Raw genomic sequence first — 13,644 nt, 5'->3', positions numbered from 1 at the left:
GAGGAAGAGGCTAAACCTGCTACTATAACGACTTTTCAAGGCCGCCGTTACGGTTGCCTGACGGCCCCAACAGGCCTGAACAGCGCCTCAGGCAAGCTGTAAGAACGTGGTTCAGCGCTAGCGGGAAAAGGTCTAACTGGGGCCGTTTCCGGCAAGTACAAGGCGCCGCGAAGCGCGCTGCGGCCGCAAAGGCGCGAGAGCCAAAGGGTCAGGGGCGCGGTCAGCGCGGAGCGGGAACGCTGCAGGCTGTCCGGTTGGCTCGAGCGGCAGTGCCGCACCGTCTGCAGGCCGTCCCATGGAAAGCCGTCCGGTCGTGGCGCCCCGGTGCCCCCGGTGCGTCAGCCAGCTCATTCAAAGAACGCTTCCGATGTCCAATCCGTCTGCCACCTCTTCACGCATGAGCGCGCCTGAACTGCGCGCGACCGTGTCGCTTGCCGCCATCTTCGCGCTGCGCATGCTCGGACTCTTCATGATCATGCCGGTGTTCTCGATCTACGCGAAGACCATTCCCGGCGGCGAAAACGTGCTGCTCGTCGGCATCGCGCTGGGCGCTTATGGCGTGACGCAGTCCATGCTCTACATTTTCTACGGCTGGGTCTCCGACAAGATCGGCCGCAAGCCGGTCATTGCTGCGGGCCTGCTGATCTTCGCGCTCGGCAGCTTTGTCGCGGCGGGCGCGCATGACATGACGTGGATTATCGTCGGCCGGGTGATTCAAGGCATGGGCGCGGTGTCGTCAGCAGTGATTGCCTTCATCGCCGATCTGACTGCTGAAGAGCACCGCACGAAGGCGATGGCCATGGTCGGCGGCAGCATCGGCATTTCCTTTGCGGTGGCGATTGTCGGCGCGCCGATCGTTTTCCATTGGGTCGGCATGAGCGGTCTTTTCACGCTGGTGGGCGTCTTCTCGATTCTCGCCGTCGGCGTGGTGCTGTGGGTCGTGCCCGATGCGCCGAAGCCCGTGCATGTGCGGGCGCCGTTCGCCGAAGTGCTGCACAACGTCGAGCTGCTGCGTTTGAACTTCGGCGTGCTGGTGCTGCACGCCACGCAGACGGCGTTGTTCCTCGTCGTGCCGCGCATTCTCGAAGCCGGCGGCCTGCCGGTCGCGTCGCACTGGAAAGTGTATTTGCCGGTCATGGGCTTGTCGTTCGTCATGATGGTGCCCGCGATCATCGCCGCTGAAAAGCGCGGCAAGATGAAGATCGTACTGCTGTCCGCCATCGCTCTTATCCTGATCGGACAGTTGTTATTGGGCGTGGCTCCGCATACGATTCTGAGTGTGGCGGCCATCCTTTTTGTGTACTTTCTGGGCTTCAACATTCTGGAGGCGTCGCAGCCTTCGCTGGTGTCGAAACTGGCGCCGGGCAACCGCAAGGGCGCGGCAGCCGGCGTGTACAACACCACACAGTCCATCGGTCTTGCGCTGGGTGGCATGATCGGCGGCTGGTTGCTCAAAGCGGACGGTCAGAGCGCGGTCTTCTTTACTTGCTCGGGGCTCGTCTTTTGCTGGCTTATAATCGCCGCAAAGATGAAACAGCCGCCGCTTAAAGCGTCCTCGTGACACGCGCGGAACACTCGCAGAACATACGCGGCGACTCGGGCGTGTCCCGGCATCACCCAGAACTCACCCGGCGGCGGGCAGAGGCACACTTTTGATCTCGGGCCGGTCAGGCGTGAGAGGCGAACTGTGTTGCCGGGCCGCCCGAAATGGAATCAACAGGAGAAACTCATGGCATCCGTGAACAAGGTCATTCTCGTCGGCAATCTCGGAGCCGATCCGGAAGTCCGTTATCTTCCGAGCGGCGACGCAGTGGCGAATATCCGCCTTGCAACGACGGATCGGTACAAGGACAAGGCGTCCGGTGAAATGAAGGAAGCGACCGAATGGCACCGCGTGTCGTTCTTCGGCCGCCTCGCCGAGATCGTCTCCGAATACCTGAAGAAGGGCTCGTCGGTCTATCTCGAAGGGCGCATTCGCACCCGTAAGTGGCAGGCGCAGGACGGCACCGACCGTTACTCGACGGAAATCGTCGCCGAACAGATGCAAATGTTGGGCGGTCGTGGCGGCTCCATGGGCGGCGGCGACGAAGGCGGCTACAGCCGTGGCGAGCCGTCGGAGCGCAGCGGTGGCGGCGGTGGCGGCCGTGCTATGTCGGGTGGCGGTTCGCGCGGCGGCAGCGGTGGCGGCGCGAGCGGTGGTGGCTCCAGCCGTTCGAGCGCACCGGCCGGCGGCGGCTTTGACGAGATGGATGACGATATTCCGTTCTAACCACCCGTACCAGAAGACCAGCAAAAAACCCCGCTTCCTCAGCGGGGTTTTTTCTTTTCAGCAGTCGCTATCGTCTCAAATGCTCCAGCGCATCGCGCATCGGCAAGCTGGAGATCATGATTGGCCCGGTGAGCGGTGTATCAAGATCGACGATTACATAGATCGCCGACGCAATCGACACAGCCCCAAGCGAAATTGTCACGAGCGCCAGCGCATTGCGAGGCGCGATGAGCCCGAAGCTCAGAAATATCACGCACAGCCAGAACGTCAGCGTCTTGAGGAAGGGCTGCGAGATGGAGCTGTGCGCTTCCTCGATAATCTTCCAGCGCGCATCCACCACGCGGCGAAATTGCGTCAGGCCGTCGTCGAGCGCGTGCTGTTGCAGCGGATCGCGCGCGCGCAACTGCCGCAATTGCCGGCCTACCGACGTCAGCATTTCGCCGAGCCGCACGTTTTCCAGCTTCTGCGAGTTGTCCGGCGAGCCGAGGTGGGTGGGGTAGTCGCCCGTAGGAGTCGGTTCGTTCGGCCACGTCGATGCAATTGCCGCGGCCGTGTAGACGCGCAAGAGGTTGCGCGCCGGTTCGGTGTCGCTGCCGTAATCCCTCAACGTCGTGTCCAGTTCGATGATGTCGGCGGCAAAGGTGCGCAAGTCATTTGACGCCGTGTCGAAGCTGGATTTCGCCGACGCGGTCATCAAACCAAGCACCAGTGCGGCAAACGTCACGAGCATGCCGATCACCAGTTGCACGAGTTGCACAGTCTCGTGTGCCTTGTGCTCCTCGGGCAGGAGCGGGCGCACCCACACGCCGATGCCGGTGGTCGCGAGCAGGAGAATGAAAACCACCAGAGCCGAGCCTATTTCGGACATAGAGATGCTCCTATGACATTTGCATCGACGGCCAACCGGCTTAGGTAGGACGCCTGAAACTCGGCAGTCCCGCTATCGCCGGCGTTCGGGCGGCTTCGCGCCGCTTGTAATTTGATGTGACGCAAAAGCGTACGCCATCCACCATAAAGTTTTTAGCGATTCAGCCGTAGTCCCTATCTGTGGCATTCGCTTAATTTTTGACAAAAACGGTTGCGGACCATGCCGAATGGGCTGGGCGCAGCATGCATGGCCGACGCGTATTTCACTGAACATTCGGTCAGGCGGCCCAAATGGAGACTAGCCCGATGCTGAAAAATCTGTCGATTCGCAGTTGCCTTACCCTGATGATCGCGTTCTTTGCCGCCGCCCTGCTGCTGGGCGCTGCAGCCGGGCTGCTGTCGCTGCGCTCGAGCAACGCGTCCCTGCAACAGATGTACACCGTGGACACGCCCGCCGTCGCCGATCTCGAAGGCAGCGCCGGCCAGCTGTTACGCCTGCGCCTCGCACTGGCCACTTATGCGTCGCTCGTCGATCTCAACGACCAGGACGGCGCAAACGCTGTGCTCAAGCGTTTTGATCAGTACCAGAAAGCATCGAATGAACGGCTTGCCCACTATGTGAGCCGCGCGAGCGCCGAGGCCGACGAGCAGCGCCTCATCAAGGATATGCAGGACAAGCGCGGCACGTTCCTTCGCGAGGGTGTCGAGCCGGCGTTGGCTGCACTCAAGGCGGGCGACCGCACCGCGTTCCAGCAATTGCAGGCGAAGAAGCTGCCGTCTCTGTACAGTTCGTTCGAAAAGGCGATGCTCGCGCTCGAACAGTTGCAGCTCGACCACGCCGAACAGCGCTATCAGAGCGCACAGGCCCTCTTTTACGCGATCTGCGTAACGGTGGCGATCGGCATCGGCATCTCGCTGCTCGGTTCGTTGCTCGGTCGCGCGGTGCTGGTGCGCGCAATCGTGAGTCCGGTCGATGCCACCATCGCCCAGTTCCAGCGGATCGCCAATGGTGACCTGACCGGGCAGATCGTCGTCACGAGCAGCAACGAAATGGGCCGCCTCGCCGCCGCGCTGCGCAAGATGCAGGAGTCGCTGATCGCGACGGTGAATTCGGTGCGTCAGGGCACCGAATCGATCGACAGCGGCGTAAGCGAAATCGCCGCGGGCAATACGGACCTGTCACAACGTACCGAAGAACAGGCGGCGTCGCTGGAAGAAACGGCGGCGAGCATCGAGCAACTCACGTCGACGGTTAAACAGACTGCGGACAACGCGAAGCAGGCGAGTTCGCTCGCGCAAGGCGCGTCGACGCTTGCCGCTCAGGGCGGCGAATTGACCGAGCAGGTGGTAGGCACGATGCACGAGATCGTCGACGACTCGCGGCGCATCGCGGATATTGTCGGCGTGATCGAAGGGATCGCATTTCAGACGAACATCCTCGCGTTGAACGCTGCGGTCGAGGCGGCGCGCGCCGGCGAGCAGGGCCGCGGCTTTGCGGTCGTCGCGAGCGAAGTGCGTTCGCTGGCCCAGCGAAGCGCCGCGGCCGCGAAGGAAATCAAGGCGTTGATCGAAGCGTCGACTACGCGCGTCGAGAACGGCTCACAACTGGTCGAGCGGTCCGGCTCGACGATGACCGAGATCGTCCAGGCCATTTCGCGAGTCAGCTCGATCATGGGCGAGATCGCCGCAGCCGCGACCGAGCAGAGCACCGGCATCGACCAGGTCAATCTGGCCGTCGCGCAAATGGACGAGGTCACGCAGCAGAACGCCGCGCTGGTCGAACAAGCCGCGGCCGCGGCAAGCTCGCTGGAGGAGCAGGCGAGAAGGCTCACATCGGCCGTGGCAGTGTTTCAGACGGAAGGCGGCTCGTCGTCGCGGGGCCTGGCCGGCTCGCGCAACGGTCAGAGCGCTGCAACGAAACGTGCAGCGAACGGCGTGGACGAACTGGTGGTCGCTTGATACATGCGCGGGCGGCGTTGCGTTAGGTTCGTGGCGCGTGCAGTGAGGCGGCAGCGCTGCATATCACCGCGGGGTAGGGGGCGTCGCGCCCTGCCCAGAGCATCGCACTTCACGGTCGCGCGCCCCAGCGAACCACAGTGCACCGCACCCCGCCCAAATCGTTCGCTCTACTGCATACCCGCGTAGTACTTCGCGACACTATCAATCTCCGCCGATGTCATGTGCCGCGTGACATTGCGCATCTGCTCGTTGATGTCGTTGCGGCGTGCGCCAGAAGCAAACGCCCGCATCTGCGCCGCAAGATAAATCGACGATTGGCCGCCAAGCCACGGCGCCGAACCCTTGCGATCCAGCTGCCCGTGACATGCCGCACATGGCGCGATGTTGCGCTGCGGATCGCCCTGCATGGCCAGCCGCACCGCGTTCGCATCGGGCGTGCTGCCGGTGGGCGCAACTTCTGCGGCGGGACCGCGTGGCAGCGACGCGTAGTAAGCCGCGAGATCGTGCAGGTCCTGATCGCTGCGAGCGGCGACGATCGGCTGCATTACCGCGTTCTGCCGCACACCTTGTTGGTAATCGCGCAACTCCTTGTAGACGGCGTCCGCATATTGACCGGCCAGCGCGGGCGCTGTGACCTGCACCGTACCGAGCACGCCGTGACACATCGAGCATTTCTGCGTGGCGAGGGTCGCGCCGCGCCCGATCGAATCGGCGTCGGCCCGCACGCGACGCAGCGGCGGCAGGACGACCACGTCGCTCGGTGCCCGGCCCGCGATGTTGGTACCGCTGTACCAGCTCGACGGCGCGCCCGCAGCGCTGCAGATCGTCGCCCATAAGCTGCGGTTCGCGAATGCGCTATTCGCCGAAGGCAGCCAGATGAAACCTATCAGCATCGACACGATGGCCAGCGCGAGCGTGCCGGCCACGCTTACCGTGAACCACGGGTTTCGCAAGCTGAAGACGCGTTCCTGATTCATCGCTGTGCTCCAACCACCACCGCGGGCACGGACGTTTGCGGCAGCTTGAGCAATTGGACGATGGGCACGCTGTAGTTGACGACGGTCAGGCCGATCATCAACGCGACCCACAAGCCGAAGCTATTGAGCGCGGCGGGCACGCGTTCGTCCGGATGCACCGCGCTCGCGAAACGGAAGCCTTGCTGCGGAACCGCCGGCCCGAACTGCGACTTCGCGAGAATGTAGATGAAGAGCGCGCCCGATATGGCGAGAACCACTCCGCCGACCGCCGACATGCTGACCCAGAACGCCTGTGATTCGAGGCTAGGCATCTTGTAGTCGTAGTAAGCCATGCGGCGCGGTGCGCCGAGCAGGCCGACGTAATGCCACGGCAGCGTGACCACCAGCATGCCGATGAACCACAGCCACAGTTGCGTGCGCACGAGCTTCATCGACACGATTGCGCGGCCGGTGAGTTGCGGCCACAGTTCATAAGCAATCGCGAAATACATGATGACGATTGCGCCGCCGAAGATCAGATGGAAATGTCCGGTCACCCACTGCGTGTTGTGCACGGTGGTATTCAACTGATAGCTCATGTTGATCAGACCGCCGGCGCCGCCAAGCCCCAGCATCACGAACGAAAACGCGACGACGAGCATCATCGGGTTCTGCCAGGGCAATGCGGTGAGCCAGCCGAACGCACCCTTGCCGCCGCGCAGCCTGCCGGCAATTTCCACCGACGCGCAAATCGTGAACACCGTCAGCAGCGTGGGCACGGACACCATCCCCGTGAATACTGCGTGCAGGAACTTGAAACCCGAGCCGATCTGCGGATCGGCGAACAGATGGTGGATGCCGATCGGCATAGCGAAAACGAGGAAGAGGATGAACGACACGCGCGCCATCGAATCGCTATAGAGCCGCCCGCCGATGGCTCGCGGCACGAGCGTGTAGTACGCGATATAGGCGGGAATCAGCCAGAAGTAGACGATGGCATGCAGCGTCCACGAGAACAGGACACGTGACAGGCCTGCGTCGATCGTATTCTTGAGGCCAAACGCAACCGGCAGAATCTGAAGCAGGATTTCGAGCGCCGCGCCGACCGCCGTCCATGCCCATAGATATGCGCCGGCGACATTGGCGAACATCGCGAGCGGTACCGGCTTTCCGGGGTTCGCGCGCCGCCATATGGCGAGGTTCACGTGCATCAACGCGACCCAGATCCACGAGCCGACTACCACTAGCACCACGCCGAGATAATAGAAGGGACTGCCGATCATCGGCGGATAGAACGTGTAGAGCACCGAGGCCCTGCCGAGTGCGACGGGCACCATCGCCATCACCGCGCCGACCGCCAGCATGATGAAGGCGGCCCATGCCCACTTCAGGCCCGCGAGGCGCTGCGCGAGCGCAAGCTCGACGATTGCGTAGCCAAAGCCCATCGACACCAGAGTCGGCATCACGTAGGCCATTACTGAACCGTGAGCGGTGACTGAGCGGTAGTACAGCTCGGGGTCGCCAATCCACGGCGCGAGTGGACTGCGCACGAGCATCTGCCAGGCGCCGAGAAACAGCGCGACGATAAACGCGATGAAGGCGAGCCAGAAATGCGCGAGAACGAGTCGCTTAGCGTGAAACACAGCTCAGCCTCCGTGATTGTCGGGCCTGCTCGAAGAAGGCGGCTTTGTCGATCACTTTCACATGCGCCCACATGGCCTGATGGCCGAAGCCGCAGAACTCGTGACAGGGCATGGTGTGATCGGCGGGCGCGTCGAAGCGCGTGTTCAACGTGGCCACGTAGCCGGGCACGACCATCGTGTTGATATTGGTGTTGGTGACGAGCAGACCGTGCACGACGTCCGCACTGGTGGTTCGGATCGTGACAGGCGTGTCGGCGGGCACGAGCAGACATTGCGGTGTGAACGAGTACTGCTGCGCGATAAAACGCACGACCACGGAGCCGTCGGGTTCAACTGCGCTGCCCAGATTGTCTTCGACGAATTCGCCCGACAGTTGCAGACGAGACGGGTCGATCGTTTCCACACGCGATGGCGGCATCATCGCCCAGTGGAGCCCCGAGTACACGATCACGGCCAGCATCAGCACGATCAGCGCGCCGACGAAGATCGCCCAGCGGCGCTCGGCGCGTAGCGCGACGGTGTGGCCGCTGCCCGGTTGGTGTTGGGAGTCGGGGGAATGAGTGGACATGATCAGTGCACGACGCCGCGCGGCAGAAACACGAGGAAGTAGAAGCCGAACCAGATCGCCATGACGATCAACGTGGCCACGCCTGCGACGGCGATCGCACCATGCGGACCCGCGACGACCACGCGTTCTACTTCGTCGTCGGTGGGAGGGAGCGCGGCGCGCGTATCGTTCGCTTCCATCTAGGGCTTCTCCTGTTGCCGGTGCGGCGGCTAGTGCAGCGGCGCTTTGCGCAGTTCGTTGACATCGCGGGCGGTGACCGGCGTCCCATGATTGCCCCACGCTGTGCGGATATAGGTAATGACGGCGGCCGCGTCGGTGTCGTTCAGTTCCTGCGCGAAAGGCGGCATGCCGTAGGGCTCCGGATTACGCTTCGTGCCAGGCGGGAAGCCGCCGTTCAGCACGATGCGGATGGGATTGACCGCGGAGTTCATTTCGATCGACTGGTTGCCCGCGAGCGGCGGATAGTGCTGCAACTGTCCTTCGCCTTTTGCGCCATGACACAGTGCGCACTTGTCGGCGTAGATCTTTTCACCGAGCGCGAACACGTTGGTGCCGGTCGGCGCTGTCGGCCCGGACTTGCGGCCGCGATTGTCCGGCAACGTCTTCAGGTACACCGCCATTGCCTTGACGTCTTCGTCGGTCATGTATTGAAGGCTGTGATAAGTGACTTCGGCCATTGGGCCGTACACTGCGCCGCGATCGGAAATGCCCGCTTGCAACAGGTCGACGATGTCTTTGATGCTCCAGCCTCCGAGTCCGCCGTCCTTGTCGGAAGTGAGCGACGGGGCGTACCAGTTCTGCACCGGAATCAGCCCGCCGGCAAATTGCTCGCTTTGTGACGAGCCGCCGAGCATGTTGATCTTCGTGTGGCACATCGTGCAGTGCCCGAGGCCTTCGACGAGATACGCGCCACGATTCCATTCGACGGAGCGGGTCGGATCGGGCTTGAATTCGCCTTCGCGGAAGTACAGCGTGCGCCAGCCATACAGCAATTTGCGCTGATTGAACGGGAAGCGTAGCGTGTGCTTGCGATTCGGCGTGCGCACCGGCTCGACCGATTTCAGGAAAGCGAAGATCGCGTTGGAGTCTTCACGCGTGACCTTCGTGTACTGCGCAATCGGCATGGCGGGATAGAGCAGCTTGCCCTCGGGCGTGATGCCGGTGCGCATCATCCGGAAGAACGCGTCCTCGCTCCATGTGCCGATGCCGTACTGCGCATCTGGCGTGATGTTCGGCGAGTAGAGCGTGCCGAACGGCGTGTCCATCGCGAGGCCGCCGGCGAACAGCCTGCCGCGCGGCGCGGTGTGGCAGGCCACGCAGTCGCCCGCGCGCGCAAGATATTCGCCGCGCTTGACGATGTCCGTGCGGTTGTCGACGGAGGTATTGGCCTTGGCTTCTGTGGTGCTGTCGGCGGCGCGAGCTTCGGTGACAAGCGAGTGCAGTGGCGCGCTGCAGGTGACCAGCGCTGCGGCGGCAACAAGTAGCAGGAGCGAGAGGTGCAACTTACGTGAGAGCACGCGCAGCGAACGAAGTGTCGTTTTCATTGCGGTTGGCTCCCGCATGCGAGAGGCAAGCGCTCCGCGGACGCCGGCACGGGCCGCGGGTCGGCTGGACGCGGTTGCCGCGCGAGCCAGGTCGAGACGGCGGTGATGTCCTTGTCGGTCAGCTTGACGGCGATCGACCGCATGCAATCCGGCGCGAGCGCGTGACGTGTGCCGGAGCGCCAGGTTCCCATCTGCCCGGCTATGTAGCTCGCATGCAAACCTAGCAGGCCGGGAATGCCAGGTTGCTGCCCCGTCATGCGCGCTCCGTGACATGCGATGCACGCGGGAATCTTGCGCGCCGGGTCGCCCTGCATGACGAGTCGCTGACCCGCTGCGAGCACGGCGGGCGCGACGTTCGATTGATCGGCATTCGGGTAGGGCGGCTGCAAATCGGCGAAGTACTGGCTGATCTTGCGCAGATAGTCGTCGGGGAGAAACGCGACCAGATAACCCATCGGCGGATAGGTGCGGCCGCCGTCGCGAAACGCTGTTAGCTGATTGAACAGATACTCGGCCGGTTTGCCGGCGATGCGCGGAAAGTAATCGTTGTTGAGGCCTTGGCCCTGCACGCCATGACAGGAGGTGCAGGCGCGCACGCGTTCGTCCATGGCCGAGGGCATCGGGCCGGGCGCGCTGGTAGCCGCGAGCGCCGTGCCGTTCCATAAGACGTAAAGCACGAACAGAAGCGCAAATCCCATAGCTCTACGATGCACGTCGGGCCTCGCTGGGGAACGTTCTTTTGTCGATCTGCTTCGCCCGCATTGACGGCTGGATTCGCTTCCGGCCTGGTTCGCCATGCTCAGCGGGTCTACCTTTTTTCTCTATCGCGACAGCGCAAACGGCAATGGAAGGGCACTTATTGTGGATGGCGAAACGTTGGTTCGCCGCTGCGATTCAATGGCTCGTCAAAGAACGCGTTGACACACGTAAGCGCGAAGGACAGCAGCTTTCCCGTTGCTGGATCGACGCGTTGATGCCCGACTGCATATGTCAGACTGCAGCAATCCATTCGGAGCGTCAATGACGAAACAATAAGGCTGGCTGACTTCGTCTCTGATCATCATAGGCGGCGTTCAGAACGCTTTCAACACTTCTATTCACGCCGCATGCAAATGAACGTTAGCGCGCGAATGTGATGTTCTGATGTGCTCAATTGAAGAGCCTCATCAACGCGGAGCGCGCATTGGTCACACGTTCGCTCTCGCCGATCCGCCCGGGCAGCAAATGAAACTCGACGGCGGGTAATGCGGGTAGGCCAATGCCCGGCGGGCATGCGACCACACCTGCTCCAATCGACGATTCATTCAGGCACGAGATGCCGAGTCCAGCCTTCAACGCGAGTTGCAATCCGGCTACGCCCGAGGCGGAATGCGACACGACATAAGACACCTTGTTTTCGTCGAGCAGCTTCACGACGAAGCGCTGCAACTGGCAACTCGAGGGCAACAGCACCAGTTGATACGGTGCGACCGGTCGCGGGCTCGCATCCGATGCGCTTGCCCACAGCAATTTCTCGCGCCGCACGACGGTGCTCCGCGCGCTGCTGCGCCCGCTCGACGCGCGAGTGTTGCCCGTAACGAGCCGCAACGAGAGGCCGATGTCGAACGATGCGTCGTCGCCGGCGCTGCTGTCGATCACGGCGCTCGGCAGCACGGTGACATGCAGCTTCAGACGCGGGTGCTGCTCGGAAAACGTCTTGAGGATGCGAGCGATGTCGTGCGGGCGGTAGTAGTCGGTAATTGCGATGCGCAGTTCGCCGTCGAGCGAACGACCTTGGAGGTCTTCGAACGCCGCTTCGCTCATCGCGATGATGCGCCGCGCATGCTCCAGCAGGCGGCTGCCCGCGGGAGTCGCGCTCACGCCCTGCTTGCTGCGCACGAAGAGCGGCTGGCCTGCACGCTCCTCGAGTTTTTTCAACTGCTCGCTCACCGACGATTGCGATAGGAACACGCGCTCCGCGCCCGCCGAGACGCTGCCCGACTCGGCGACGGCGACGAAGGTCCGTAGTTGCGTCAGGTCGAATCCGCGCTGGCTCATGTTTCGTTATACCCGATGGATGACATCTATATTTCCGGCTTTTCCGATGGAATGCGTCGCCGTAGCATACCTCCGAATTCATTGCGGAGGAAACATGGAAAACGCACTACGGGCAGGCGACCAGATAACGGGCGGCCTAGGGGCGAGCCACCGGTGGAAGGTATTGGGCGTGGGCTTTGCCGCCAACGCGAGCTTTTCGGCCGCATTCTCGGGTATTCCGACCACGGCGGTTTACTTGCGCTCGGGTTATCACCTCGGCAATGAAGGGCTCGGGCTTGTGCTGGGCATGCTCGGCCTGGGCATCGCGGTGAGCGAATTGCCGTGGGGACTCTTGACGGACCGGTGGGGCGACCGTCGCGTGCTGCTGCTGGGTCTGCTTTCCACCGCCGCGGCGCTGGCCGGCTTGGCGTTGTTCGCAGCACCGTCCGGGTCGCATGTGCCTCGCGTGACGACGCTTGCGCTCGGACTGTTGCTCGTGGGTTTGCTCGGCGGCAGCGTCAACGGTTCGAGCGGCCGCGCGGTCATGGCGTGGTTTCGCGAGGGCGAGCGCGGACTGGCCATGAGCATTCGCCAGACGGCTGTCCCCGCAGGTGGCGGACTCGGCGCGCTGTTGCTGCCGGCGCTTGCAACGAGATTCGGTTTCGTGAGTGTTTATGCGTTGCTGGCGCTGAGTTGCGCGATAACCGCGGCATTGGCATGGCGCTGGTTGCATGAGCCGACGTATGTGGAGAATGGCGATGCCCGCGCGGCGTATGTCGGCGGTGGGCATGGGGCGAATGGAGAGGGCGGTGTGGGCGGTGCGGGTGGTGCGGGTGGTGCGGGTGGTGCGAACGGCGCAAGCGATGCGAACGGCGCGAACGGCGCGAACGGCGCGAACGGCGCGAACGGCGCGAACGGCGCGAACGGCGCGAACGGCGCGAACGGCGCGAACGGCACAAGCGGCATTAGCAGTGCAAACGACATTAACGGCGCACATGCCCGGAGCCGCTCGCCGCTGCGTGACGCCCGCATCTGGCGCGTAGCGCTCGGCGCGGGCGCGCTTTGCGTGCCGCAACTCGCCGTGATCACGTTCGGAACTGTGTTCCTCCATGACTTCGGGCGCGCCGGCGTGCTGACCATCAGCGTCGCGATGGCCGCGGTGCAGGCAGGCGCCGCCATCGCCCGTGTCTGGAGCGGCCGGTGGACGGATCAGCGCGGCAATCGCCGGGGATACATGCGCGGCTGCAGTCTGCTGACTTCCGCGCTATTCGCGGCGCTCACACTCATGAGCGGTGTCGCCGGCATGCAGCACACCCCGACAACAGTGACGACGATGTTTCTCGTGCCGATGATCGTGCTCGGCGGGGTGAGCGCATCTGCCTGGCACGGCGTCGCCTTCACCGAACTCGCGACGCTCGCCGGAACGAGCCGCGCCGGCACTGCGTTGGCGCTCGGCAATACCTGTGTTTTCCTCTCGCTTTTTCTGACGCCGCTCGCGATTCCGCCGCTGCTATCGCTCGGGTCATGGCCGATGGTGTGGGCGGTGACAAGTCTCTGTGCGTTGATTGCGCTGCCGGTTTTTCCGCGCGCATTGCGCGAGGTCGGCACGAGCGCGCCGCGCGCCTGTGACACGGCTTGACGATTGCCGGCGTGCGCGAGGCAGTTTTTGCGCGGCTTTTATCGAAATGCCGCGCGGGTCAAGGTTAATTCAAACGTGATTTTCCCGCGAACCTGAGCCCGCCGATTTTCTCAATTTATTCGTTTTGAATAATTGGGGGCTTTTGTTGTCCGTGCACCGTAATTGCCGGTGAATTCAGCACTT

The 13,644-nt window shown here is 63.0% G+C and carries 12 protein-coding genes; 4 read left to right on the top strand and 8 right to left on the bottom strand.

Going from position 1 to position 13,644, the window contains the following annotated elements; all coding sequences use genetic code 11:
• Window positions 1-367 precede the first annotated feature (367 nt).
• A complete protein-coding gene (locus tag H281_RS0109895; RefSeq protein WP_027804458.1) occupies window positions 368-1,561 on the top strand; it encodes an MFS transporter in 1,194 nt (397 codons plus the stop codon).
• A gap of 168 nt (window positions 1,562-1,729) precedes the next feature.
• Window positions 1,730-2,269 (top strand): single-stranded DNA-binding protein, encoded by a 540-nt coding sequence (locus H281_RS0109890; protein ID WP_020066950.1) that lies wholly within the window; start codon window positions 1,730-1,732, stop codon window positions 2,267-2,269.
• Window positions 2,270-2,336: 67 nt separating this feature from the next.
• Here H281_RS0109890 and H281_RS0109885 read toward each other — a convergent pair whose 3' ends face one another.
• Window positions 2,337-3,137, bottom strand: coding sequence for a bestrophin-like domain (locus H281_RS0109885; RefSeq protein ID WP_020066949.1), 801 nt, complete (start codon window positions 3,135-3,137; stop codon window positions 2,337-2,339).
• 305 nt (window positions 3,138-3,442) lie between these two features.
• On the opposite strand from H281_RS0109885, the gene H281_RS0109880 reads away from it, so the two are divergent.
• Window positions 3,443-5,095, top strand: coding sequence for a methyl-accepting chemotaxis protein (locus tag H281_RS0109880; RefSeq protein WP_020066948.1), 1,653 nt, complete (start codon window positions 3,443-3,445; stop codon window positions 5,093-5,095).
• 167 nt (window positions 5,096-5,262) lie between these two features.
• Here the strand turns inward: H281_RS0109880 and H281_RS0109875 are convergent, their stop codons facing one another.
• From H281_RS0109875 to H281_RS0109840, 7 genes are all read right to left on the bottom strand, one after another.
• Window positions 5,263-6,072 (bottom strand): c-type cytochrome, encoded by an 810-nt coding sequence (locus tag H281_RS0109875; protein ID WP_020066947.1) that lies wholly within the window; start codon window positions 6,070-6,072, stop codon window positions 5,263-5,265.
• The gene (locus H281_RS0109870) at window positions 6,069-7,694 is read right to left on the bottom strand and encodes a b(o/a)3-type cytochrome-c oxidase subunit 1 (protein WP_020066946.1); all 1,626 of its coding nucleotides are present in this window, start codon (window positions 7,692-7,694) and stop codon (window positions 6,069-6,071) included. Before H281_RS0109870 ends, H281_RS0109875 begins: the two co-directional genes overlap by 4 nt.
• Entirely contained in the window at window positions 7,681-8,262 is a 582-nt protein-coding gene (locus H281_RS0109865) for a cupredoxin domain-containing protein (RefSeq protein ID WP_020066945.1), read from the bottom strand. Before H281_RS0109865 ends, H281_RS0109870 begins: the two co-directional genes overlap by 14 nt.
• 2 nt (window positions 8,263-8,264) lie before the next feature.
• Window positions 8,265-8,441, bottom strand: coding sequence for a hypothetical protein (locus tag H281_RS36770; RefSeq protein WP_020066944.1), 177 nt, complete (start codon window positions 8,439-8,441; stop codon window positions 8,265-8,267).
• Window positions 8,442-8,471: 30 nt separating this feature from the next.
• Window positions 8,472-9,806 carry a c-type cytochrome gene (locus H281_RS0109855; protein WP_020066943.1) on the bottom strand — a complete coding sequence of 445 codons (1,335 nt, stop codon included), beginning with the start codon at window positions 9,804-9,806 and terminating at the stop codon, window positions 8,472-8,474.
• Complete coding sequence (locus tag H281_RS0109850) at window positions 9,803-10,504, bottom strand: c-type cytochrome (protein ID WP_020066942.1); 702 nt, start codon at window positions 10,502-10,504, stop codon at window positions 9,803-9,805. The genes H281_RS0109855 and H281_RS0109850 overlap by 4 nt, the downstream gene beginning before the upstream one ends.
• A 451-nt stretch (window positions 10,505-10,955) precedes the next feature.
• On the bottom strand, window positions 10,956-11,843 hold the full coding sequence (locus H281_RS0109840) for a LysR family transcriptional regulator (protein ID WP_020066940.1): 888 nt from the start codon (window positions 11,841-11,843) through the stop codon (window positions 10,956-10,958).
• 94 nt (window positions 11,844-11,937) lie between these two features.
• Between H281_RS0109840 and H281_RS0109835 the strand changes: the two genes are divergently transcribed.
• On the top strand, window positions 11,938-13,461 hold the full coding sequence (locus tag H281_RS0109835; protein WP_027804456.1) for an MFS transporter: 1,524 nt from the start codon (window positions 11,938-11,940) through the stop codon (window positions 13,459-13,461).
• The last annotated feature ends 183 nt before the right edge of the window (window positions 13,462-13,644 follow it).

This window comes from Paraburkholderia caledonica (genome assembly GCF_000383275.1).
Taxonomy (GTDB): domain Bacteria; phylum Pseudomonadota; class Gammaproteobacteria; order Burkholderiales; family Burkholderiaceae; genus Paraburkholderia; species Paraburkholderia caledonica.
The sequence above is the reverse complement of the archived record's forward strand: the minus strand, read 5'-3'. Positions and strand labels throughout refer to the sequence as shown.

Excerpts from the sequence above, each read along its gene's own strand:
- H281_RS0109895 (WP_027804458.1), top strand. The coding sequence starts at position 368 with ATGTCCAATCCGTCTGCCACCTCTTCACGCATGAGCGCGCCTGAACTG.
- H281_RS0109890 (WP_020066950.1), top strand. The coding sequence starts at position 1,730 with ATGGCATCCGTGAACAAGGTCATTCTCGTCGGCAATCTCGGAGCCGAT.
- H281_RS0109885 (WP_020066949.1), bottom strand. The coding sequence starts at position 3,137 with ATGTCCGAAATAGGCTCGGCTCTGGTGGTTTTCATTCTCCTGCTCGCG.
- H281_RS0109880 (WP_020066948.1), top strand. The coding sequence starts at position 3,443 with ATGCTGAAAAATCTGTCGATTCGCAGTTGCCTTACCCTGATGATCGCG.
- H281_RS0109875 (WP_020066947.1), bottom strand. The coding sequence starts at position 6,072 with ATGAATCAGGAACGCGTCTTCAGCTTGCGAAACCCGTGGTTCACGGTA.
- H281_RS0109865 (WP_020066945.1), bottom strand. The coding sequence starts at position 8,262 with ATGTCCACTCATTCCCCCGACTCCCAACACCAACCGGGCAGCGGCCAC.
- H281_RS36770 (WP_020066944.1), bottom strand. The coding sequence starts at position 8,441 with ATGGAAGCGAACGATACGCGCGCCGCGCTCCCTCCCACCGACGACGAA.
- H281_RS0109855 (WP_020066943.1), bottom strand. The coding sequence starts at position 9,806 with ATGAAAACGACACTTCGTTCGCTGCGCGTGCTCTCACGTAAGTTGCAC.
- H281_RS0109850 (WP_020066942.1), bottom strand. The coding sequence starts at position 10,504 with ATGGGATTTGCGCTTCTGTTCGTGCTTTACGTCTTATGGAACGGCACG.
- H281_RS0109840 (WP_020066940.1), bottom strand. The coding sequence starts at position 11,843 with ATGAGCCAGCGCGGATTCGACCTGACGCAACTACGGACCTTCGTCGCC.
- H281_RS0109835 (WP_027804456.1), top strand. The coding sequence starts at position 11,938 with ATGGAAAACGCACTACGGGCAGGCGACCAGATAACGGGCGGCCTAGGG.